This window comes from Arthrobacter sp. zg-Y1116 (assembly GCF_024385485.1).
Classification (GTDB): Bacteria; Actinomycetota; Actinomycetes; order Actinomycetales; family Micrococcaceae; genus Arthrobacter_B.
Genome location: NZ_JANFLR010000002.1, coordinates 799,871 through 822,086, shown reverse-complemented (window position 1 = coordinate 822,086; position 22,216 = coordinate 799,871). Strand labels below are relative to the sequence as shown.

The following is a 22,216-nucleotide window of genomic DNA, read 5'->3' as shown; positions in this document are numbered from 1 at the left end:
TCAGCCCATGCTGCGGAACCGTTTTTGATGGACCATCTAAGGGGACTGAACTATGGCTCGCATTGGTGAGAGCACGGATCTGCTCAAGTGCTCTTTCTGCGGAAAGAGCCAGAAGCAGGTACGCAAACTCATTGCCGGCCCCGGCGTGTATATCTGCGATGAGTGCATCGACCTCTGCAACGAGATCATCGAGGAAGAACTCTCCGAGGTTGCTGACCTGGGTACCTTCGAGCTGCCCAAGCCGCGGGAAATCTTCGACTCGCTGCAGGAATACGTCATTGGCCAGGAACCCGCCAAGCGGTCGCTGGCCGTTGCGGTCTACAACCATTACAAGCGGATCCAGGCCGGCCATGCTCCGCGCAACGCCGGCAACCTTGCGGACGCGGTAGCGGCCGACGACGTCGAAATCGGCAAGTCCAATATCCTCCTGATCGGTCCCACCGGCTGCGGCAAGACCTATCTGGCGCAGACCCTGGCCCGCCGGCTCAACGTCCCCTTCGCCGTCGCCGACGCCACCGCGCTCACCGAAGCCGGGTATGTCGGCGAAGACGTGGAAAACATCCTGCTCAAGCTCATCCAGGCGGCGGACTACGACGTCAAGAAGGCGGAGCAGGGCATCATCTACATCGATGAGATCGACAAGATTTCGCGCAAGAGCGAGAACCCCTCGATCACCCGGGACGTCTCCGGCGAAGGCGTACAGCAGGCACTGCTGAAGATCCTCGAAGGAACGGTCGCCTCCGTGCCGCCGCAGGGCGGACGCAAGCATCCGCACCAGGAATTCATCCAGATCGACACCACCAACGTCCTCTTCATCGTGGCCGGCGCCTTTGCCGGACTGGAAGAAATCATCGGTTCGCGCTCCGGCCGCAAGGGCATCGGGTTCGGCGCGCCGCTGATCGAAACCACCAAGGGCACGGACTCGTACGCCGAGGTCATGCCCGAGGACCTGCTCAAATTCGGCCTGATTCCCGAATTCATCGGCCGGTTGCCCGTCATCACCACCGTGTCCAATCTGGACCGCACGGCCCTGATCCGTATCCTGACCGAGCCGAAGAACGCCCTGGTGAAGCAGTACCAGAAGATGTTCCAGCTCGACGGCGTCGAACTCACCTTCGAGCAGGGCGCCCTGGACGCGATCGCGGACCAGGCGCTGGACCGCGGCACCGGAGCCCGCGGCCTGCGTGCCATCCTCGAAGAAGTGCTGCTGCCGGTAATGTTCGACCTGCCTAGCCAGGAGGACGTCGCCACGGTGGTCATTACCGCGGATACCGTGGAGAAGAAGGCCGAACCGACCCTTATCTCCCACGCAGTCGCCACCAAGCGCCGGAACAAATCCGCGTAGTACGGGGTTGGGAGGAGTAGTACGTTCGGCGTTGAATGCGCCATCGACCGCTTCGAAGGAGTTTCCGTGACCGTAAATGGTTCTGCGTCGCCTGCCAGTTCCGCATCGACTGCCGATTTCTGGTTTGACCCGATGTGCCCGTTCGCCTGGGTCACCTCCCGCTGGATGGATGAGGTGGAAAAGGTCCGCGACGTCCGCACCAACTGGCACGTCATGAGCCTGTCCGTGCTGAACGAGGGGCGCGACCACCTTCCGGAGGACTACCGGAAGCGGATGGATGCGGCCTGGGGTCCTGTGCGCGTGATCATCGCAGCGCAGGAACTGCACGGCAGCGAGTACATCAAGAAGCTGTACGACGCCATGGGAACCCGAATCCATATCGGCGGCAACTCCGACTTCCCCACGGTGATCCGTGAGGCCCTGGCCGAGGTGGGCCTGCCCGCCGAGCTCGCGCAGTACGCCGAAACCGACGAGTATGACTCCCAGCTGCGCGCCTCACACAAGGAAGGCATCGCAAAGGTGGGGGACGACGTCGGCACCCCCATCGTGGCCTTCAACGGCACCGCCTTCTTCGGCCCGGTCCTGACCCGCATACCGCGGGGCGAAGAGGCCGGCGCGATGTTCGACGGCGCCGTTATGCTTGCCTCCAACCCGGCGTTCTTCGAACTCAAGCGCAGCCGTACCGAGAGCCCGCAGTTCGACTGATTGCTTTGCTTCCATAAACCAGAACGCCCGGCCGGGTAACCCGGCCGGGCGTTCTGCTGTCCTGCTGCGGTTACTCTGCCGGCGGTGCCAGTTCGACGTCGGAAACGCTCAGCTCGCCCTCGCCGACGGCCAGGTTGAGTTCGCGGACGTTACCGGCGGCCTTCAGATCCGCCTGCCCGGCACGGAGGCGGGCGACGGCACCCTCAGGCGCGGTGACCGTGGCCTTGAGGACCTCGGTCCGCTGCTTCACCTTGGCCTCGGACTTCGCCTTGCGGATACCGCCCAGGGCGGCGGCAACCGTACCGAGGATGCCGGCGTCGGCATCCACCACTGCGGCGGCGAGGCCGTCTACGTTGGGCCACGGCGCGCGGTGCACCGATCCGGCGCGCCACCAGCCCCAGACCTCTTCCGTGGCGAACGGCAGGAACGGTGCGAACAGGCGCAGCAGCGCATCCAGCGTGGTTGCCAGCGTAGCGAGCACCGAAGCCTGCTCCGCGTCCCCGGCAGCCCCGTAGGCACGGTCCTTGATCAGCTCCACATAGTCATCCGTGAAGGACCAGAAGAAGGACTCGGTCAGCTGCAGTGCCTTGGCGTAGTCGTAGCGTTCGAAAGCACTCGTGGCGGCGTTGACGACGTCGGTCAGCTGGGCCAGCAGTGCCAGGTCCAGCGCGTTGGTGATCACCGAGGTGTCCGCCAGGGCCACGTTCTTCTCCGTAGCGCCCAGGTTCAGGACGAACTTTGACGCGTTGAGCAGCTTGATGGCCAGCCGGCGGCCGATCTTCATCTGCGCAATTTCGTATGCCGTATCCGCTCCGAGCTTCGCCGAAGCGGCCCAGTAGCGCACGGCGTCGGAACCGAACTCGTTCAGCACGTCGGTGGGGACCACCACGTTGCCCTTGGACTTGGACATCTTCTTCCGGTCCGGATCCAGGATCCAGCCCGAAATCGCGGCGTGCTTCCACGGCGCAGCGGCGTTCAACGCATCGGCGCGGACCACTGACGAGAACAGCCAGGTCCGGATGATGTCGTGGCCCTGCGGCCGCAGGTCGAACGGGAAGACCTTCGCGAAGAGGTCCTCGTCCACGCTCCAGCCGCCCACAATCTGCGGGGTCAGCGAGGAGGTGGCCCAGGTGTCGAGCACATCCGCGTCGCCGATGAAGCCGTTCGGCTGGTTGCGGGCAGACTCTTCGTAGCCCGGAGCCGGTTCGGCGGCCGGGTCCACGGGGAGGGATGCCGAATCCGGCAGCACCGGGTGGTCGTAATCCGGGTTGCCGGCGGCATCCAGGGGGTACCAGACCGGAACGGGCACGCCGAAGAAGCGCTGGCGGGAGACCAGCCAGTCACCGTTGAGGCCCTCAATCCAGTTCTCGTAGCGGGAGCGCATAAACGCCGGGTGGAAGTCGATTTCCTTGCCCCGGGCAATCAGGCGTTCGCGGCGTTCCTCGTCGCGGCCGCCGTTGCGGATGTACCACTGGCGGCTGGTGACCACTTCGAGGGGCTTGTCGCCCTTTTCGAAGAAGTTGACCGGGTGGGTGATCTTCTTCGGTTCGCCGTCGAGGTCGCCGCTTTCGCGGAGCATTTCCACCACGGTTTCTTTGGCGCTGAAGACGGTCTTCGTGGCGATGGCCGCGTAGTTTTCCTTGGCCGTCTCGGTGGCGATCCACTCCGGGGTATCCGCGAGGATGCGCCCGTCGCGGCCGATCACGGCACGGGTGGGCAGGTTCAGCTCGCGCCACCAGGTCACGTCGGTCAGGTCGCCGAAGGTGCAGATCATGGCGATGCCGGAGCCCTTGTCGGGCTTGGCCAGCGGGTGCGCCTTCACTTCCACCTCGACGTCGAACAGCGGCGACTTCACCGTGGTGCCGAAGAGGCGCTGGTACCGCTCGTCGTCGGGATGCGCAACGAGGGCAACGCAGGCCGGCAGCAGTTCCGGACGGGTGGTCTCGATGTAGATCTTCTCGCCGTCGGGGGCGTGGAAGCTCACCCGGTGGTAGGCGCCGGGCTGCTCGCGGTCCTCAAGCTCTGCCTGGGCCACGGCGGTGCGGAAGGTGACGTCCCAGAGCGTGGGGGCTTCGGCCATGTAGGCGTCGCCGGCCCGCAGGTTGTCCAGGAAGGCGCGCTGGCTGACGGCACGTGAGTGGTCGTCGATGGTGCGGTAGGTGCGGTTCCAGTCCACGGACAGGCCCAGGGTGGAGAAGAGGTCCTCGAAGACCTTCTCGTCCTCCACCGCCAGCTCCTCGCACAGCTCGATGAAATTGCGGCGGGAGACGACGTCGAAATCACGCTGGTTCTTCGCGGCCTTGGCCGGCGGACGGTAGTCGGCGTCGTACGGCTTGGTGGGATCGCACCGCACACCGTAGTAGTTCTGCACGCGGCGCTCAGTGGGCAGGCCGTTGTCGTCCCAGCCCATCGGGTAGAAGACGTTCTTGCCGGTCATCCGCTTGTAGCGGGCCATCACATCGGTCTGCGTGTAGGAGAACATGTGCCCCACGTGCAGCGAGCCGGAGGCCGTGGGCGGGGGAGTGTCGATGGAGTAGACCTCGTCGCGGACCGTGTCCGGCTCGAACGCGTACGTTCCCTCCTCGCGCCAGCGGGCGCTCAGCTTGGACTCAAGCCCCTCAAGGGCGGGCTTGTCGGGGACGGAAACGGTCTGGGGTTCGTTGTCGGGCGTGTCTGTGCCCGGGATATGTTCAGCCATGGTTTCCATTCTTCCATGTAGGCCTATGGTCTGAGGCACTGCCGGGTTTACCGGACTGTCCCGGGTGTTGCCGCCTGTTTCCCGTCCTGCGGTGACTTCCCGAAGTAATGGGCCAGAAAGAAGGTCATGGCGACTGCTCCGGTGAGCAGCGAGATGCGTTCACGTGGACCGGACGGGGCCCGGCCCAGAAGGGCGACGCCGCCCGCTGCGTTCAGGGCGCTCCAGACGGCGTTGGCCACGGGGCCCGAGAGTCCGACGCCGGGCGGATTGGCAAACGGGGTGGGGAACCTTCGGCCCTGGACGGCGCTGACCCCGTGCGGGACTGCGTTGGCAAGGAGTACTCCGGCGAGGAATCTGGTGACAAGAGGCATGGACAGGTCCTGTTCGGTTCGCGGAGGGTCGGGGCAGCTAGCGGGGACGGCGTACCGAGAGCCTACAGCTTGGCCCCCGCCTGTGCGGGGCGGGGGTCTGCTGCGAGCACAGCGTCCCACCGGGTGGTGCTGCTGGTGCTGGTGGGAGCTCGGGAGATGCCAGGAGCCCCAAACCGTGGGACCCCGTGCGGGCAGGCACGGCCTCCATCCCTCCACACAGGACCGAACCGCATCGGGTGACCTGATGCACGCCACCCCGCAGCACGGAAGAGCAACAACCGGCCGGAGACCCACCACTGTGAGGGGATGCAGCAACTGGAGGCATTCCTGCTCACACGTTACGGAGTAGCCAGCTACGGGACGCTGACCGCCAACGGGTTCCCTCGGCGCACGATCGACCAGGCCTTGCGCACCGGGATCGTCCGGCGCGTGGCCCGCGGAACGTTGGCGCTGCCTCAGGCAGACGCCCGGTTGGTCCATGCCGCACGCAGCCAGACCTCGCTGACATGCACCTCGGCGGCCGACATTCTTGGCTGGTGGTGGTTGCTGACCCCACCCGAAACCGTACACGTCCGGTGCGACGCGGCCCGGTCAATACCCGGCACGGTTGTCCACCGGGGACAGCGGTCGGCACACCGGCTGATAGCACCGCCCCGGCAGATCCTGAAGGACGCCTTCCGCTGCCTTCCCCCGCTGGACGCACTGGTGATGGCGGAATCCGCAGTCGTAACCAAAGCCGTAGGACTGCAGAGCCTGCAGAAGGAATTCTCCGGTCAGCAGGACTGGCAGGTCCGGGCCCTGCTGGGGACCGTTCGGCGCACCACGGCATCACCGCTGGAGGTCTGCGCGCGGTTCCACTTGCTGAACGCCGGACTGCGGGTTGAGACAGAGGTGGCCCTGCCTGGTCTCGGACGAGTGGATCTGCTTGTTGACGGGTGGCTGATCATCGAGATCGATGGGTTCGCGTTCCACAGCAGCCGGGAGCACTACCGCGCGGACCGGCGACGCTGGAACACGTCGGCAGCGGGCGGGTGGATCACGCTGAGAATCACCGCGGAACTTGTCCTGCACCGGCCGGAAGAGTATGTGGATCTGGTGAAAAAGACGCGGGACATGTGGAGTCTTCGCGAACATGCCCAGCTGCCGCCGTCGTCACAGAGGGAAGGAAAGCGCCGCAAAACCAGGACGGAACCAAACGCTGGCTAAAGTGGTGCCATGACTGAGATCACACCGAAGCGGGCCGTTGTTACCGGAGCAAGTTCAGGGATCGGGGCTGCCGCAGTGCGCGCACTGCGCGCCTCGGGCTGGGACGTCGTCGCCGTCGCCCGTCGGAGGGAGAAGCTGGAGGCGCTCGCAGGGGAAACCGGCGCTGAAGCCATCGCTGCGGATGTCACCGATGACGCTTCGGTGGCACGGCTCGCCGAGCAGGTCCTGGCGGGCGGGGGAGTGGACGCCTTGATCAACAACGCCGGCGGTGCCTTCGGACTCGACCCGGTTGCGAACGGAAGCATCAGCGACTGGCAGCGCATGTACGACGTCAATGTGCTGGGGGCACTGCGGACAACGCAGGCATTCCTGCCCGCGCTGCGGGCGAACGGCCGGGGATCGGTACTGCTGCTCACGTCGACGGCGGCCTTTACCGCCTACGAGGGCGGTGCCGGTTACAGTGCAGCGAAGTCCGGGGAAGAAATGCTGGCCCGGACGCTGCGCCTGGAGGAAGCCGAACACAATGTCCGTGTCATCGAGATTGCCCCGGGCATGGTCAAGACAGAGGAGTTCTCCCTGAACCGGGTGGGGGACAAGGAGGCTGCGGACAAGGTGTACGCCGGCGTCGAAAAGCCGCTGACGGCGGAAGACGTCGCCGAGGTCATCGCGTTCGCGTTGAACGTGCCGCACCACGTCAACCTGGACCAGGTGGTCCTGCGCCCGCTGGCGCAGGCTGCCCAGCACAAGGTCATACGCACCGGATTGTAGGCGGGCAGGTACTCCCGGAGCGCCCCGCCGGGGACGGTGCTTCGACAACCGGCGCGGGCGTGGCCTAAACTTGACCGGAACAGCACTGACCCGGCCATCACCGGTGAGCTTCCGGAAGAACAGCTACCCCTTAAATAGGGGCAGCCCAGTAGAACCGGACGGGTAAGCCCGTCACAGCAGTCAATGAGCGGCAGCCGCGCGACCCCAGCACCAGCGGGAACGCACGGCGGCAAGCGAGGTGGTACCGCGGTTACCGCCGGCCTTTCGGGGCCGGTAGAGGCCGCCCTCGCATCCTGTTCCACAGCCAGATTCACTTGCCGCTATCAGGATGACGAATATGCCCTCTGTATACCCCAAAGCCAGCACCGGCGACGCAGCTTCTGCTGCCGTTCCCTCCTCTCCCCGGTTTCCGGAACTCGAAGAACGCGTTCTGAAGTACTGGGAAAATGACGGCACCTTCCAGGCTTCCATCGACGCCCGGCCGGCCGGAAACGACGGCGAGAACGAGTTCGTCTTCTACGACGGTCCGCCCTTCGCCAACGGCCTGCCGCACTACGGCCACCTGCTCACCGGCTACGTGAAGGACCTGGTGGCCCGCTACCAGACCCAGCGCGGCCGCCGCGTGGAACGCCGCTTCGGGTGGGACACCCACGGCCTTCCCGCCGAACTCGAGGCCATGAAGCAGCTCGGGATGAGCGACAAGGTCCAGATCGAGAAGATGGGCATCGACAAGTTCAACGATGCCTGCCGCGCCTCGGTCATGAAGTACGCCGGCGACTGGCAGGACTATGTCACCCGCCAGGCCCGCTGGGTCGATTTCGAGAACGATTACAAGACGCTCAACGTCGAGTACATGGAATCGGTCATCTGGGCGTTCAAGACCCTGCACGAAAAGGGCCTGACCTACAGCGGTTTCCGGGTGCTTCCGTACTGCTGGAAGGACGAGACACCGCTGTCCAACCATGAGCTGCGCATGGACGACGACGTCTACAAGATGCGCCAGGACCAGACGGTCACGGTCACCTTCCCCATCACGGCCGGCGACAACGCGCTTTCCGCCGAGCTCGAAGGCGTGCAGGCCATCGCCTGGACCACCACCCCCTGGACCCTGCCCACTAACATGGCCCTCGCCGTCGGACCCGAGGTCCGCTACGCCGTCGTGCCCGCGGGTCCGAAGGGCACCCAGGCCGGCGAGGGACGTTTCCTCCTGGCCGAGGACCTTGTGGGCTCCTACGCGAAGGACCTGGGGTACGACGACGCCGAGGCGGCCCGCGCGGCCGTCACGGCCGTCCACCTCGGCAAGGACCTCGCCGGGCTGCGCTACGCACCGCTGTGGAACTACTACACCGACACGGAAAAGTGGGGCACTGCCAACGCCTGGCAGGTCGTCACCGCGGATTACGTCACCACCACCGACGGCACCGGCATCGTCCACCAGGCACCCGCCTACGGTGAAGACGACCAGAAGGTCTGCGAGGAATACGGCATCCCCGTGATCCTCTCCGTGGACGAGGGCGGCAAGTTCCTGCCCATGTTCGCCGTCGGGGAGCTCGCCGACATCGCCGGACTGCAGGTCTTCGACGCCAACAAGCCGATCACCCGCGTCCTGAAGGCGGAGGGGCGGCTGCTGCGCCAGGCCAGCTACGAGCACAGCTACCCGCACTGCTGGCGCTGCCGGAATCCGCTGATCTACAAGGCGGTCTCCTCCTGGTTCGTTGAGGTCACCAAGATCAAGGACCGCATGGTCGAGCTGAACCAGCAGATCAACTGGATCCCGGAGAACGTCAAGGACGGCCAGTTCGGCAAGTGGCTGGAAAACGCCCGTGACTGGTCCATCAGCCGCAACCGCTACTGGGGCAGCCCCATCCCGGTCTGGGTTTCGGACGATCCCAACTACCCCCGTACCGACGTGTACGGTTCGCTGGCTGAAATGGAAGCCGACTTCGGCCGGCTGCCGCTGAACAAGGAAGGCCAGCCGGACCTGCACCGCCCGTTCATCGACGAGCTGACGCGACCCAACCCGGACGACCCCACCGGGCAGTCCACCATGCGCCGCGTGGAGGATGTCCTGGACGTGTGGTTCGACTCCGGGTCCATGCCGTACGCCCAGGTGCACTACCCGCACGAGAACGCCGACTGGTTCGAGAACCACAACCCCGGCGACTTCATCGTCGAGTACATCGGCCAGACCCGCGGCTGGTTCTACACCCTGCATGTCCTGGCCACGGCACTGTTTGACCGGCCGGCCTTCCGCAACGTCATCAGCCACGGCATTGTCCTGGGCTCCGACGGGCAGAAAATGTCCAAGTCGCTGCAGAACTATCCGAATGTCTCGGAGGTGCTGGACCGTGACGGTTCCGACGCGATGCGCTGGTTCCTGATGGCCTCCCCGATCCTGCGCGGCGGCAACCTGATCGTCACCGAGCAGGGTATCCGCGACGGCGTCCGCCAGGCCATCCTGCCGCTGTGGAATGTGTGGCACTTCTTCAGCCTCTACACCAACGCCGCCAACAACGGCAACGGCTACGAGGCCAAGGCCTGCTACGACTCCACCGAGCCGCTGGACCGCTACCTGCTCGCCGCCACCGGCGACCTCGTGCGGGACATGGGCACGGCACTGGACACCTATGACGTGTCCGTGGCCTGCGAGATCCTCCGCGCCTACATGGACACGCTGACCAACTGGTACATCCGCCGCAGCCGTACACGCTTCTTCGAAGAAGATACGCAGGCCTTCGACGTGCTCTACACCTGCCTGGAGACCGTGTGCCGGGTGGCAGCTCCGCTGCTGCCGCTGATCGGTGAGGAAATCTGGCGCGGCCTGACCGGCGGGCGCTCCGTGCACCTGACCGACTGGCCGGACGCGGACCTCTTCCCGAGCGACCCGGCCCTGGTGGAACGCATGGAGGCGACCCGCCGGATTGCCTCCGTCGGTTCCTCGCTCCGCAAGGGTGCCAACCTGCGCGTGCGCCTGCCGCTGTCCGAAATGACCGTCGTCGCTCCGGAGGCGCAGTCCCTGACCGGCCAGTTCGCAGCGATCATCGCGGATGAGCTGAACCTGAAGAACGTCCGCCTGGTGGAGGCCGCCGACGCCGACCCGGCAGAATTCGGCATCAGCCAGAAGCTCGTGGTCAATGCGCGCGCCGCCGGGCCCCGCCTGGGCAAGAACGTCCAGACGGCCATCAAGGCTGCCAAGTCCGGCGACTGGTCCGTGGACGACGCCGGCACGGTCACCGCCGGCGGCCTCGCCCTGGAGCCGCAGGAGTACACCCTGGAAACCGTCGTCGAATCGGATGAAGGGGAATCCGCCAAGGCGGTTGCCGTTCTGCCCGGCGGCGGCTTCCTGGTGCTCAACACCGAGGTCACCCCGGAACTGGCCGCCGAAGGCACCGCCCGCGACGCCATCCGGGCGGTCCAGCAGGCCCGCCGCGACGCGAACCTGCATATCAGCGACCGCATCCGCACCCGCATCAGCACGGGGGAGGAAGAGGCAGCCGCCCTCCAGGCCAACGTGGCCCTGGTGAAGGCCGAAACGCTCACCGATGACCTCGTCATCACCGGGGACCTGGTCACCGACGGCGCCGATACCGACGCCGAGAAATACACCGTCACAGTGGAGAAGATCTAATGAGTTCAGCAGACCGCCCGTCCGGTTCCATTGACGGGTTCTCCGTGGAGAGCGTCTACGCCGAGCTGCTTAGCCGCGCGCCGGAGAACAAGATGGAGCCGCGCATGGCTCCGCTGTTCCGGGCAATGGAGGTACTGGGGGAGCCGAACAAGGCGTTCCCGATCATCCACATCACCGGTACCAACGGCAAGACGTCCACCGCCCGCATGATCGAAGCCGGGCTGCGGGCTTACGGGCTGCGGACCGGCCGGTACACCAGCCCGCACCTGACCAGCGTCACCGAGCGGATCAGCATTGACGGCGAGCCTGTCAGCGATGAAACGTTTGTCCGGATCTGGGACGAGATCCATCCCTACCTGGACATTGTCGACGCCGAGCTGGAGGCCGCGGGCGAGCCCCGGCTGACGTACTTCGAAGCCGTGACCATCCTGGCCTTCGCGGTGTTCGCGGACGAACCGGTGGACGTGGCGGTCATCGAGGTGGGCCTCGGCGGCATCACCGATGCCACCAACGTCGGCGACGGCACCGTTTCCGTAGTCACACCCATTTCCCTGGACCATACCGAGCTGCTCGGCGACGACGTCGCCGACATTGCCCGGGAAAAGGCCGGCATCATCAAGGAGGACGGGTTCCTCATCAGCGCCGCCCAGCCCATGGAGGCAGCGCAGGTGCTGCTGGAAAAGGCCCACGAGGCAGGCGTCCCGTTCCGGTTCGAAGGCGTCGAGTTCGGCGTCGAATCCCGGGTGATGGCAGTGGGCGGACAGATGGTCACCATCAACGGCCTCGCCGGCCGCTATGAGGACCTGCAGGTTCCCCTGCACGGCGCCCACCAGGCCGAAAATGCCGCAGTAGCCGTGGCGGCGCTGGAAGCCTTCATCGGCGGCGGGACCAAGGAGCTCGACGTCGAACTGCTGCGTACCGGGTTCCTGACCGTCACCTCGCCGGGCCGCCTTGAGGTGGTGCGGACCGCACCCACCATCGTTGTCGACGCCGCGCACAACCCGGCGGGCGCGAAGGCAACCGCTGAGGCGCTGCGCGAGGCGTTCAACTTCACCACGCTTGTCCTGGTGGTCGGCATCCTGGCGGAGAAGGACGCCGTCGGCATCCTGAGCGAACTCCGGGAACAGTTCGGCGACCTGGTCAGCGGCGTTGTCCTGACCCAGTCCGGCTCGCCGCGGGCCATTCCCGCCGAGGAACTGGTCCAGGATGCCGTGGACGCCGGGTTCGCCGACGAAGACATCCAGGTCGAGCCCGGCCTGGACAACGCCATCGAATGGGCCGTAGCCAAGGCTGAGGAGAACAACGATCTCTCCGGCGGCGTGCTCGTGGTCGGTTCCATCACCTTGGTCGCCGAAGCGCGCACCCTCCTCGGAAAGTAGGCTTCGCAGCCATGGCTAAACTGACCAAAGCGCAGCGCGAATGGCGTCCGGGAATGCCCAAGAAGCGCCGCTCCGTCAAGGTAATGTTCGCGTCGACGGTGCTGACACTGGAAGCATTCGTGGTGCTGTTCGGGACGCTGGCGGTCTTCGGGCTGCACCGGGACAGCATCTCCCCGCCGCTGCTGCTCAGCGGCGGACTGCTGCTGGCAGTGGCGCTGATCGGAACCTGTGCGCTGCTCTCCAAGCCGGCGGGTCCGCTGATCGGGTGGATCCTGCAGCTGGTGATCATTGCCAGCGGATTCCTGGAACCCATGATGTTCCTCGTCGGCGTGCTCTTCGCCATGACCTGGTGGTACGGACTCAAAGCCGGAATGCGCCTGGACCGGGAAAACCGCGAACGGGACCGGATGCAGGCCGAATGGGAGAAAGCCCATCCCGAGGAAGGCAACGCGGCAGCCGGCCCCGAAACCGCCGCCGGCACCGACTAGGCTTAGATCCGATATCCGATCGTTCCAAGGAGATACACCGTGAGCACCGAGCGCACACTTGTCCTGATCAAGCCCGACGGCGTCGAGCGCCGGCTCACCGGAGCCATCCTGGCCCGGATCGAAGCCAAGGGTTACACCGTGGCCGAGCTGAAGAAGACCGAAGCCACTCGCGGCATCCTCGAAGAGCACTACGCCGAGCACCAGGGCAAGCCGTTCTACGAGCCGCTGGTCGAGTTCATGCTCAGCGGGCCGATTGTTGCGGTGGTCCTTGAAGGACAGCGCGTGATTGAAGGCTTCCGGTCCCTGGCCGGCACCACCGACCCCACCACGGCGGCACCGGGCACCATCCGCGGCGACTTCGGCCGCGACTGGGGTTCCGCCGTCCAGCAGAACCTGGTCCACGGGTCCGATTCGCCTGAATCGGCGGCCCGCGAAATCGGCATCTGGTTCAACTGACAGCACAGTCCATCCGGACGCAGGAAGGGCCGGCACCATCACTGGTGCCGGCCCTTCCTGTGTAATCCGCCTGCTTCCCGCCCGTTAGGGAATCAGGTTTTCGGCCCGAAGCCGCGCAAAGAGCGCCTTGAAGGCATCCTCCGTGCGGCGGTAGCCCGTGAAACCGGCGACCCGGCTCTTGCTCATATCCGTGAGTACCTCGACCTTCCGGCCAAGGTCGGCATCGGTGTGCCACCAGGAAGCCAGGCGTCCGAGGTCAGGCTCGGCCAGGCCGTGCTCGGCGGCAATCTTCGCCCAGGCTTCGGACATGCCGGCCATTTGCTCCTCCAGCGGACGCGGCTCCGACTCAAAACCGACGGGTTCCACCCCGAACTCGGCGGCCAGGCGCGGCCACAGGGAACGCCAGCGGAAAACGTCGCCGTTGACCACGTTGAAGGCTTCATTGGCGGTGTGCCCATCCGTAGCGGCCCAAAGCATGTGCTCGGCAAGCAGGCCGGCGTCGGTCATGTCGGTGACCGAATTCCACTGGGTTTCGGAACCCGGGAAAATAAACGGCATCCCCAGCTCGCGGCAGAGTGTCGCCTGCACGGCAAGGGTCTGTCCCATGTTCATGGCGTTGCCGACGGCGAAGCCGATCACGGTGTGGGCACGGTGGACCGACCAGGCGAAGCCCTGCCGCTCGGCCGCTGCCATCAGTTCGTCTTCCTGCGCATAGTAGAAGTTCTCCACCGGCAGGCGCGGCTCGTCTTCGGAGAAGGGAGTGTCCGGCATGGGACCCTCCCCGTACGCCTCGAACGGCCCCATGTAGTGCTTGAGCCCGGTCATCAGGGCCACATGCTCCAGGGGAGCGTCCGCCAGGGCGGTGAGCAGGTTCCGGACCATGGCCGAATTGACGGCAATGTTCTCCGCCTCCGTCTCCTGCCGGGACCAGGACGTAAAGAAGACATGCGTGGGGCGGGCGCCTTCCAGCGCCTTTGCCAGGCTGTCGGGGGAACCGAGGTCCGCTGCAACCGGAACGACGCCGGGACGCGCCGGGTCGGGGTTTCCGGCCTTCCGGGACAAGGCCAGGACGGTCCAGCCCTCGTTCGCGAGCAGGTCCACCAGGGCCGCTCCGGCGATTCCGGTGGCGCCGGCAACGAGTGCGGTGCGGGGAGTTTCCGGGCGGGCGGGCGTGGTTCTGAGCATGGTTCTCCTCATGGATCGAAATGCGGCGCTGCGGGGCAATCTTCCGCACGCCTTCCTCTGGGCCAACGGGGAACCGGCGGGGGAAATTCCTCACGGGTTCCGGAGAAAGTCGCCTAGGCTGTGGCCATGGCACTTATATACGACGCCGAGCTGCGTCCGGGCAAAATGGAATTGATCTCCGGCTGGTTGCCGGGCACCTGGTGGTTTCCCTCAACGGAACCGGTGACGGCTCGGAAGGTGGCTTCCTTCCGGTTCGATGACCCCGAGGGCGAGGTGGGAATCGAAACCCATATCGTGGAAGCCGGTTCACTGCTGCTGCAGGTGCCCCTGACCTACCGCGGCGCACCGCTGGCCGGCGCGGAGGAATTCCTGATCAACGAAATGGAGCACTCGGTGCTCGGGCGGCGCTGGGTCTACGACGCGCTCGGCGACCCGGTCTACGCCCGGGCCCTGGAAGCGGCACTCCTTTCCCGGCAGCCGCAGGCCGCCCAGTACCTTGAAAGCGACGGCGGACGCGAGCTGTTGTCCGAAACCGTGCAGGTCAGCAGCACGGGGATGCCCGACGGCGCCGGGCTGGTTGATGCGCCTGCTTCCGATCCGGAGGGCTGGGCAACCTCCGTCCTGACCGAGGGCGGCTGGGAGTTCTCCGTAGTGCGCTTGCTGGACCTGGACGGACGCACGGCACCGGACCCCTCGCTGACGGCCACATGGGAGGGCCAGGACATACCGGTGGTGCTCGCCTGGGGGCTTCCGCTGGAACGGTAGCTTCAACCCAAGGCCGCTGAGACTCCGGGGGAGGTCTAGCTGCCCAGGAAGGAGTTCAGGAACCGGAAGAAGATGGACGCCGCCGTCGCGACCCAGAGGAGAACGACGATCGGCCACGCCCAGTCCGTGAGGAAGCGGACCAGGCCGGCCGGCGCCGGGATGGTGCCGGCCGTCAGGTTGCGGATGGTCGTGAAGACGAACAGCGGAATCATGGCCGCCCACACCACGATGCAGTAGATGCACAGCACGTAAATGTCGAACAGTGCCTGGCTCCACAGCCAGACCACGAACACCATGCCGAGGGTGACGCCGATCTGCAGTCCGATCCAGTACCAGCGGGCGAACCGGGCACCCGCCAGCAGCCCCATGGCAGTGGTGATGACGACGGCGAAGGCCACGATGCCGATCAGCGGGTTGGGGAAGCCGAAGATGGCCGCCTGCCAGGTCTGGAACACCGTTCCGCAGGAGACCCACGGGCTGATGTCGCAGCTGGTGATGTAGTCGGCGTCCGCGTACACGTGGAGGCGTTCAATCACGAGGATGCCGGACGCGACCCAACCGACTACCGAGGTGACCAGGAGCGTCCAGGCAAAGGACCGGCGTTCCGGACGGACGGCAGCGGCTGCCTGGTCCCGGGGATCGGCGGCTTCGTCCGGGGTGGCGCCGGATGATGGACGGGCTGCGCTGGAGGGCACGGAAGCTCCTTACGGAGTAGCTGTCGGAAGTAACTATCTGCGTCGAGTCTATGCGCAGGGACGGGCCAAAAAGGCGGCCGTATGCGATAATGAAGCTTGGCTGACAACGGAACCACATTCCGTCGCCGGTCCAGCGACAGGCTTCCGGTTCTGCCGGTGACGCTTCCCGTGTAGTTGGCCCATCAATCCGGATGGGAACCAGGGAATCCGCCGGCCAGACCTACCCAGAACAGCCGTAACGAAAATTATCCGTTCCGCAGGGGTAGCAGGAAAAGCGCCGCTGGTCTTCGAGTGATACCGCGCCCCACAGCTGGCACGACCTCGAATGACATCCAGACGACTTCCGGCTGGCGGGCAGGCTGCGATGCCACCGCACAGCCGACACATTGCCTTGGGGCATTGGAATGTGGCCAGTGCCGCAGGGCCGGAGCATAGGCCTACATGACTAATCAGAATAATGGAACCAATGAACTGCCTGTGGAAACCGCAGCGGCAGGGGATCTTCCCGTGCAGCAGGGCGAGCAGCCGGCACCCGTAAAAAAGGCCACCCGCAGCCGCCGTAAGTCTGTCCCCGCTGCGTCCCCCGCAGGGCAGTCCGCAGCGGAGGCGCCGCAAGCCGAAACGGCAGCGGCGGACATCCAGCCGGAAACCCCCGCGCCCGCCGCTGAGAAGCCCAAGCGCACACGCACCCCCCGTAAGAAGGCAGCACCGGCCGCCGAAGCAGTCATGCCGCCCGAAGAGACCCCCGAGGCCGTTGCCGAGACCGCTTCCGCCGCTGCGGACTCGGTTTCCGCTGACGCAGCTGCCGAAACCGCCTCCGCTGAAGCAGCTCCCGCCAAGACAGTGCGCCGGCGCCGCAGCCCGGCCAAGAAGCCTGCCGTGGATGCCGTTGCCGTTGAGAACGCTGCTGCCGACGAAGTGACGCTGGCTGCCGGTCCGGAGTCCACCAACACTGCCGAACCCGCTGCCGAAGCGGCCGCTGCACCGAAAACCCGGACGCGCCGCCGCGCCAGCACGCCGACCGGCCCGGCACGCTCGGCTGAGTCGGCCGCGTCCGCTGCTGCGGAACCCGCCGAAACCCCGGCCGAGCCTGTGCTGCCCGCCGCGGCTGAAGCACCCGCCAAGGAAGAGTCCCCCGCCAAGGACCAGGAGCCGGCAAAGGCTGAAGCCGCAGGCCCCACCTCGGCGCTGGATCCGTTCTCGGTACCGGAATCGCCCACGTCGGTGCTGTTCCACGCCCCGGACCTCACCGCTGTGCGTTCCGTGCCGGTGGCCAAGCCCGCCGAAGCCGAAGAAACAGACGAGCCGGAGGGCAGCGACGATTCCGGCCGGTCCCGCCGCCGGTCCCGCCGCGGCCGCAGCCGCCAGGGCTCGGAATCAGGAAACGGGCAGGAAGCCGGTGCAGAAGAAGCAGCGACCGGCCCCGAGGACTCCGAGTCCGACGGTGTAACCTCCCGCCGTCGTCGTCGGCGCCGCCGCGGGGACGCCGATCTGGAACTGACCGGGGGAGCGGACGATGATCCGCCCAACACCGTCACCCGGGTGCGTGCACCGCGCGCCCACGCCGAGGCTCCGGTCTCGGACCGCGTGACCAGCGTCAAGGGGTCGACCCGGCTGGAAGCCAAGAAGCAGCGCCGCCGCGAGTCCCGCGAGTCGGGCCGGCGCCGCCACGTAATCACCGAGGCTGAGTTCCTGGCCCGCCGTGAGTCCGTGGACCGCCAGATGATTGTGCGCCAGCGTGACGAGCGGATCCAGATAGGCGTGCTGGAAGACGGCGTCCTCGCCGAGCACTTTGTCTCCAACACCCAGCAGGACTCCCTGATCGGCAACGTCTACGTCGGCAAGGTCCAGAACGTGCTGCCCAGCATGGAGGCCGCCTTCGTGGACATCGGCCGCGGACGCAACGCCGTGCTGTACGCCGGCGAGGTCAACTGGGATGCCGCCGGCCTGGACGGCCAGCCGCGCCGTATTGAACTGGCGCTGAAGTCCGGCGATTCGGTCCTGGTGCAGGTCACCAAGGATCCGGTGGGCCATAAGGGTGCACGCCTGACCAGCCAGATTTCCCTGCCGGGCCGCTACCTCGTGTACGTCCCGGGTGGTTCGATGACCGGCATCTCACGCAAGCTGCCCGACGTCGAACGCAACCGGCTCAAGAAGATCCTCAAGGACCACCTGCCGGAAAACGCCGGGGTCATTGTGCGCACTGCCGCTGAAGGTGCCAGCGAGGAAGAGTTGATGAATGACATCAACCGCCTCCGCGCCCAGTGGGAGAACATCGAAGCCAAGTCCACGTCCACCAAGACGCTGCCGCCGGAACTCCTGTACGGCGAACCGGACCTGACCATCAAGGTGGTCCGCGACGTCTTCAACGAGGACTTCTCCAAGCTTGTGGTCTCCGGTGAAGAGGCCTGGGACACCATCGAGGCCTATGTCACGTACGTGGCTCCGGACCTGGTGGGACGCCTCGAGAAGTGGACCAAGGACGAGGACATCTTCTCGGCGCACCGCATCGACGAGCAGATTGCCAAGGCGCTGGACCGCAAGGTGTTCCTGCCTTCGGGCGGCTCCCTGGTGATTGACCGCACCGAAGCCATGACAGTGGTGGACGTCAACACGGGCAAGTTCACCGGCAGCGGCGGCAACCTGGAAGAAACCGTCACCAAGAACAACCTCGAAGCGGCCGAAGAAGTGGTCCGCCAGCTGCGTCTGCGCGACATCGGCGGCATCATCGTCATCGACTTCATCGACATGGTCCTTGAAGCCAACCGCGACCTGGTGCTGCGCCGTCTCGTGGAGTGCCTGGGCCGGGACCGTACCAAGCACCAGGTCGCCGAGGTTACCTCGCTGGGCCTGGTACAGATGACCCGCAAGCGCATGGGCACCGGCCTGCTCGAGGTCTTCGGTGAGACCTGCGAGCACTGCGACGGCCGCGGCGTCGTCACGCAGGACGTACCCGTGGAGCACCGCCGCAGCACCAGCCACACGCCGGCCGGCAACGGCCACGCGGTTGCCGATGATAACCACCAGCAGCACCTCAAGCAGGAAAAGCAGTCCCGCGGGGACCGTAAGCGCAACCGCAGCCGCGGACAGAACGGCAACGTCCAGGCAGCGGAAGAGCAGCCGCAGGCTGAGGAACCGGTACAGGAAGACGCCGAGCGGCAGGCGAAGGCCGAAGCCGCCCGCGCGGCCTTGGCCAGCATTGCCGCTGCGACCGCCGCCGCACACGAGGTGGTTGACGCTGCCGCCAACGGCGACGCGGGATCGTCGGTACCGGCCGCGAATGAGGCAGCCGATGATGAGTCCGACACCGAGCCGGGGGCCGTGCTGAACATCCAGGGGGAAACCGTAGTGGTTCCCCGCCGCCAGAGGCGCCGCCAGGTGAAGGAAGAACCCGTCCTGACCCTCGAAAGCCTGACCGAAGCCTTCAACGAGGTCGCCTCGGCCGTGTCCCAGCCCGTGCAGCCGGCCGCCGATCCGGAGCCCGCTGCCCAGGCGCAGGAGCCGAAGTCCACCCGGCAGGCTGCAGTGCAGGCATCCGCACCGGAGGCACCGGCCCGCCCGGCACGCCGCCGCAGGGCAGCCAGCAGCCCGCAGGGTGCCGCCGAGGTCCTGGCACCGGCAGCAGGGGAAGCAGTTTCCTCCACGCCGGCACGGCATACGGTTACGGCGGCCGGCAAGCCGCCGGTTGCCCGTGAGGAAAAGACCGGTGCTGCGGCTCCGGTGATCCTTGGCGTAGGCGTACCCGCCTCCGAGCTGTAGGCCCGCGTACCACTGCCTGCGGGCGGCCTGTCCCTTAGGGGCCGGGCCGCCCGCAGGCTTTTAAGCCCGTGCCATGGACCCGCCGTGGCGCCGATGCCCGGAACACCGGCATCATGGGATAAAGTAGAGATCGAGCAGTGGCACCGGTTCGGTGGCGCCCTTGGTCTGAGTGCATATGTACGGCTGCATATACCGTGTGCAGGCACCGCATTTGCGGGTTATAGGACCATTAGCGTAGCCTTGAACTTCGGTGCGAACGCCTTCCAACCGTTTATCGGCTTAGGCGGAACTGCATGGCGCAAGGCAGGCCCAATCTGGTCCCAGCTAAATGCGCATCCAAGTATTAAACGTCGAGAGAAGTGAGTTCCCAAGTGGTGTACGCGATTGTCCGCGCTGGCGGCCGCCAAGAAAAGGTTTCCGTCGGAGACCTCGTAACCCTGGACCGCGTCCCCGGTGGAGCCGGTAGCACCTTTGAGCTGCCTGCCCTGCTTTTGGTTGATGGCGACAAGGTCACCTCTGCTGCACAGGACCTGGCCAAGGTTACCGTGACTGCAGAAATCGTCGAGAACTTCCGGGGTCCGAAGATTGTTATCCAGAAGTTCAAGAACAAGACCGGCTACAAGAAGCGTCAGGGCTACCGCTCCTCGCTGACCAAGGTCAAGGTTACGTCCATCAACTCCTGATTCTCCTGCCGGCCCCAGGGCCGGGAACGCGGGTGTGATCCCGCCTGAGGGTTTCAATATCAGTTAGCAAAGGCAGGCAAAGAAATGGCACATAAGAAAGGTGCGAGTTCCACTCGCAACGGTCGCGACTCCAACGCCCAGTACCTCGGCGTAAAGCGTTTCGGCGGCCAGGTTGTCAAGGCAGGCGAAATCATCGTTCGCCAGCGCGGCACCCACTTCCACCCGGGTGAGGGCGTTGGCCGCGGAGGCGACGACACCCTGTTCGCCCTGGAAGCAGGCGCAGTTGAATTCGGCAGCCGTCGTGGCCGCCGCGTCGTGAACATCGTGGCTGCTGCAGCCGCCGAGTAATCACCGGCATTTAGCTTTTCCGACGGGGCGGGCCTTGATGGCCCGCCCCGTCGTTTTTTAAGCCAAGTAGAATTGGCATGATCAAGAAGTTCCTTTGAAGGAGAACCATGGCCAGCTTTGTAGACCGCGTAGTGCTGCATGTTTCGGGCGGTACAGGCGGCCATGGTTGCGTGTCCGTCAAGCGTGAAAAGTTCAAGCCCCTGGGTGGGCCCGACGGCGGCAACGGCGGCGACGGCGGCGACGTCATCCTGCGCGTTGACTCGAATACCACCACCCTGCTGGACTACCACCACGCCCCGCACCGGCATGCCACCAACGGCGGCAACGGGATGGGCGACTGGCGCGCGGGCAAGACCGGCGAGACGCTGATCCTCCCCGTGCCGGACGGCACCGTCGTCAAGAACAAGGCCGGCGAGGTCCTGGCGGACCTGGTTGGGGAGGGCTCCGAGTACATCGCCGCCGCCGGCGGCCAGGGCGGCCTGGGCAACTCCTCGCTTTCCTCACAGAAGCGCAAGGCTCCCGGATTCGCGCTGCTGGGCGTGCCCGGCGAAGAGTCCGACATTGTCCTGGAGCTCAAGTCCATCGCCGACATTGCACTGGTCGGCTTCCCGTCGGCCGGCAAGTCCTCGCTGATTGCGGCCATCTCCGCGGCCCGGCCGAAGATCGCCGACTACCCCTTCACCACGCTGATCCCGAACCTGGGCGTTGTCCAGTCCGGTGACGTGCGCTTTACCGTCGCCGACGTTCCCGGCCTGATTGAAGGCGCCTCGGAAGGCAAGGGCCTGGGCCACAACTTCCTGCGCCACGTGGAACGCTGCGCCGCCCTGGTGCACGTGCTGGATTGTGCCGCACTGGAAACGGATCGGGACCCCATTGGGGACCTGGAAGTCATTGAGCGCGAGCTCGAGAAGTACGAAGTGGACATGAGCTACGCGGGCACCGACGGCGACGTCGTGCCGCTGAACCGCCGTCCCCGCCTTGTCGCACTGAACAAGGTCGACGTTCCTGACGGCCGCGACATGGCCGAGTTCGTCCGGCCGGAACTGGAGAAGCGCGGCTACCGCGTGTTCGAGGTTTCCGCGTCCAGCCATGAAGGCCTGCGTGAGCTCGGGTTCGCCATGGCTGCCATCGTCAAGGAAGCACGGGACGCCGTGGAGAAGGCTCCGCCGCGCATCCAGCCGCCGGTCCTGAAGCCGCGCGGCGTCAACTACAAGGGCGGCTTCCTGATCCGCCGCGAGGAGCGCAACCTTGAGCCGCTCTTCCGCGTCCTGGGCGAGAAGCCGGTTCGCTGGGTCCAGCAGACCGACTTCACCAATGACGAAGCCGTGGGCTACCTGGCGGACCGCCTGGCCAAGCTGGGCGTGGAGGAGAAACTGTTCAAGGAAGGCGCCAAGCCCGGTGACGCCGTGGTCATCGGCGAGGGCGACGGCGTCGTCTTCGACTGGGAGCCCACGATGATCGGCGGTGCGGAACTGCTTGCCGCCTCCCCGCGTGGCAGCGACATCCGTGTCGAAGACTTCTCCCGCCCCACCCGCGAGGAAAAGCGCGGCGACCACCAGAAGCGCAAGGAAGCCCGGGCTGCCGCCCGGGACGAGCTCGAAGCCGAGCGCAAGGCAGGCATCTGGACCGAGTCCGTGAACTACAAGCACTCGTCCCGTCCTGCGGACGTCGAGGGTAACGAAGCGGAGTAACGCCTTCATCTTCCCGGTAGGGACGGGGCGCAGCGCATAGGCTGGG

Annotated in this window: 17 protein-coding genes; 13 read left to right on the top strand and 4 right to left on the bottom strand. The window is 65.9% G+C overall.

Annotated elements, in window-relative coordinates; genetic code table 11:
- Positions 1-52: 52 nt before the first annotated feature.
- Both clpX and NNX34_RS10580 read left to right on the top strand, forming a co-directional pair.
- Positions 53-1,345: an ATP-dependent Clp protease ATP-binding subunit ClpX gene (clpX, locus tag NNX34_RS10585; RefSeq protein WP_255766454.1), complete on the top strand. Its 1,293-nt coding sequence runs from the start codon at positions 53-55 to the stop codon at positions 1,343-1,345.
- A 66-nt stretch (positions 1,346-1,411) separates the two neighbouring features.
- Positions 1,412-2,050 (top strand): DsbA family protein, encoded by a 639-nt coding sequence (locus NNX34_RS10580; protein WP_255766453.1) that lies wholly within the window; start codon positions 1,412-1,414, stop codon positions 2,048-2,050.
- A gap of 70 nt (positions 2,051-2,120) precedes the next feature.
- Here the strand turns inward: NNX34_RS10580 and valS are convergent, their stop codons facing one another.
- Both valS and NNX34_RS10570 read right to left on the bottom strand, forming a co-directional pair.
- Positions 2,121-4,748 (bottom strand): valine--tRNA ligase, encoded by a 2,628-nt coding sequence (valS, locus tag NNX34_RS10575; protein WP_255766451.1) that lies wholly within the window; start codon positions 4,746-4,748, stop codon positions 2,121-2,123.
- A 47-nt stretch (positions 4,749-4,795) separates the two neighbouring features.
- Positions 4,796-5,119 carry a hypothetical protein gene (locus NNX34_RS10570; RefSeq protein WP_255766450.1) on the bottom strand — a complete coding sequence of 108 codons (324 nt, stop codon included), beginning with the start codon at positions 5,117-5,119 and terminating at the stop codon, positions 4,796-4,798.
- Between the two features lie 306 nt (positions 5,120-5,425).
- Here NNX34_RS10570 and NNX34_RS10565 point away from each other — a divergent pair, with 306 nt between their 5' ends.
- The 6 genes from NNX34_RS10565 (at position 5,426) to ndk (ending at position 13,044) form a co-directional block, all read left to right on the top strand.
- Complete coding sequence (locus NNX34_RS10565; RefSeq protein WP_255766449.1) at positions 5,426-6,325, top strand: hypothetical protein; 900 nt, start codon at positions 5,426-5,428, stop codon at positions 6,323-6,325.
- Positions 6,326-6,334: 9 nt separating this feature from the next.
- The gene (locus NNX34_RS10560; protein WP_255766448.1) at positions 6,335-7,093 is read left to right on the top strand and encodes an SDR family oxidoreductase; all 759 of its coding nucleotides are present in this window, start codon (positions 6,335-6,337) and stop codon (positions 7,091-7,093) included.
- A 328-nt stretch (positions 7,094-7,421) separates the two neighbouring features.
- Positions 7,422-10,721: an isoleucine--tRNA ligase gene (gene ileS, locus NNX34_RS10555; protein WP_255766447.1), complete on the top strand. Its 3,300-nt coding sequence runs from the start codon at positions 7,422-7,424 to the stop codon at positions 10,719-10,721.
- A complete protein-coding gene (locus tag NNX34_RS10550) occupies positions 10,721-12,100 on the top strand; it encodes a folylpolyglutamate synthase/dihydrofolate synthase family protein (protein ID WP_255766446.1) in 1,380 nt (459 codons plus the stop codon). Before ileS ends, NNX34_RS10550 begins: the two co-directional genes overlap by 1 nt.
- Positions 12,101-12,111: 11 nt before the next feature.
- A complete protein-coding gene (locus tag NNX34_RS10545; protein WP_255766445.1) occupies positions 12,112-12,588 on the top strand; it encodes a DUF4233 domain-containing protein in 477 nt (158 codons plus the stop codon).
- A gap of 39 nt (positions 12,589-12,627) precedes the next feature.
- Positions 12,628-13,044 (top strand): nucleoside-diphosphate kinase, encoded by a 417-nt coding sequence (gene ndk, locus NNX34_RS10540; protein WP_227921063.1) that lies wholly within the window; start codon positions 12,628-12,630, stop codon positions 13,042-13,044.
- Between the two features lie 84 nt (positions 13,045-13,128).
- Here the strand turns inward: ndk and NNX34_RS10535 are convergent, their stop codons facing one another.
- A complete protein-coding gene (locus NNX34_RS10535) occupies positions 13,129-14,229 on the bottom strand; it encodes an SDR family oxidoreductase (protein WP_255766444.1) in 1,101 nt (366 codons plus the stop codon).
- A 126-nt stretch (positions 14,230-14,355) separates the two neighbouring features.
- Between NNX34_RS10535 and NNX34_RS10530 the strand changes: the two genes are divergently transcribed.
- Positions 14,356-14,994, top strand: a complete 639-nt coding sequence (locus tag NNX34_RS10530) for a hypothetical protein (protein WP_255766443.1) — start codon at positions 14,356-14,358, stop codon at positions 14,992-14,994.
- A 35-nt stretch (positions 14,995-15,029) separates the two neighbouring features.
- On the opposite strand, the gene NNX34_RS10525 is transcribed toward NNX34_RS10530, so the two are convergent.
- On the bottom strand, positions 15,030-15,689 hold the full coding sequence (locus NNX34_RS10525; protein ID WP_370647256.1) for a vitamin K epoxide reductase family protein: 660 nt from the start codon (positions 15,687-15,689) through the stop codon (positions 15,030-15,032).
- A gap of 441 nt (positions 15,690-16,130) precedes the next feature.
- Here NNX34_RS10525 and NNX34_RS10520 point away from each other — a divergent pair, with 441 nt between their 5' ends.
- The 4 genes from NNX34_RS10520 to obgE all read left to right on the top strand — a co-directional run bounded on the left by NNX34_RS10520 (position 16,131) and on the right by obgE (position 22,170).
- Entirely contained in the window at positions 16,131-19,448 is a 3,318-nt protein-coding gene (locus tag NNX34_RS10520) for a ribonuclease E/G (RefSeq protein ID WP_255766442.1), read from the top strand.
- 371 nt (positions 19,449-19,819) lie between these two features.
- Entirely contained in the window at positions 19,820-20,131 is a 312-nt protein-coding gene (gene rplU / locus NNX34_RS10515) for a 50S ribosomal protein L21 (protein ID WP_146361875.1), read from the top strand.
- 84 nt (positions 20,132-20,215) lie between these two features.
- Positions 20,216-20,479, top strand: coding sequence for a 50S ribosomal protein L27 (gene rpmA, locus NNX34_RS10510; RefSeq protein ID WP_104053918.1), 264 nt, complete (start codon positions 20,216-20,218; stop codon positions 20,477-20,479).
- Between the two features lie 107 nt (positions 20,480-20,586).
- Positions 20,587-22,170, top strand: a complete 1,584-nt coding sequence (obgE, locus tag NNX34_RS10505; RefSeq protein WP_255766441.1) for a GTPase ObgE — start codon at positions 20,587-20,589, stop codon at positions 22,168-22,170.
- The last annotated feature ends 46 nt before the right edge of the window (positions 22,171-22,216 follow it).

Coding starts and splice junctions, on each gene's coding strand:
- NNX34_RS10545 (WP_255766445.1), top strand. CDS start 12,112: ATGGCTAAACTGACCAAAGCGCAGCGCGAATGGCGTCCGGGAATGCCC.
- clpX (WP_255766454.1), top strand. CDS start 53: ATGGCTCGCATTGGTGAGAGCACGGATCTGCTCAAGTGCTCTTTCTGC.
- NNX34_RS10535 (WP_255766444.1), bottom strand. CDS start 14,229: ATGCTCAGAACCACGCCCGCCCGCCCGGAAACTCCCCGCACCGCACTC.
- NNX34_RS10565 (WP_255766449.1), top strand. CDS start 5,426: ATGCAGCAACTGGAGGCATTCCTGCTCACACGTTACGGAGTAGCCAGC.
- NNX34_RS10520 (WP_255766442.1), top strand. CDS start 16,131: ATGACTAATCAGAATAATGGAACCAATGAACTGCCTGTGGAAACCGCA.
- obgE (WP_255766441.1), top strand. CDS start 20,587: ATGGCCAGCTTTGTAGACCGCGTAGTGCTGCATGTTTCGGGCGGTACA.
- NNX34_RS10560 (WP_255766448.1), top strand. CDS start 6,335: ATGACTGAGATCACACCGAAGCGGGCCGTTGTTACCGGAGCAAGTTCA.
- ileS (WP_255766447.1), top strand. CDS start 7,422: ATGACGAATATGCCCTCTGTATACCCCAAAGCCAGCACCGGCGACGCA.
- NNX34_RS10570 (WP_255766450.1), bottom strand. CDS start 5,119: ATGCCTCTTGTCACCAGATTCCTCGCCGGAGTACTCCTTGCCAACGCA.
- rpmA (WP_104053918.1), top strand. CDS start 20,216: ATGGCACATAAGAAAGGTGCGAGTTCCACTCGCAACGGTCGCGACTCC.
- valS (WP_255766451.1), bottom strand. CDS start 4,748: ATGGCTGAACATATCCCGGGCACAGACACGCCCGACAACGAACCCCAG.
- NNX34_RS10550 (WP_255766446.1), top strand. CDS start 10,721: ATGAGTTCAGCAGACCGCCCGTCCGGTTCCATTGACGGGTTCTCCGTG.
- NNX34_RS10530 (WP_255766443.1), top strand. CDS start 14,356: ATGGCACTTATATACGACGCCGAGCTGCGTCCGGGCAAAATGGAATTG.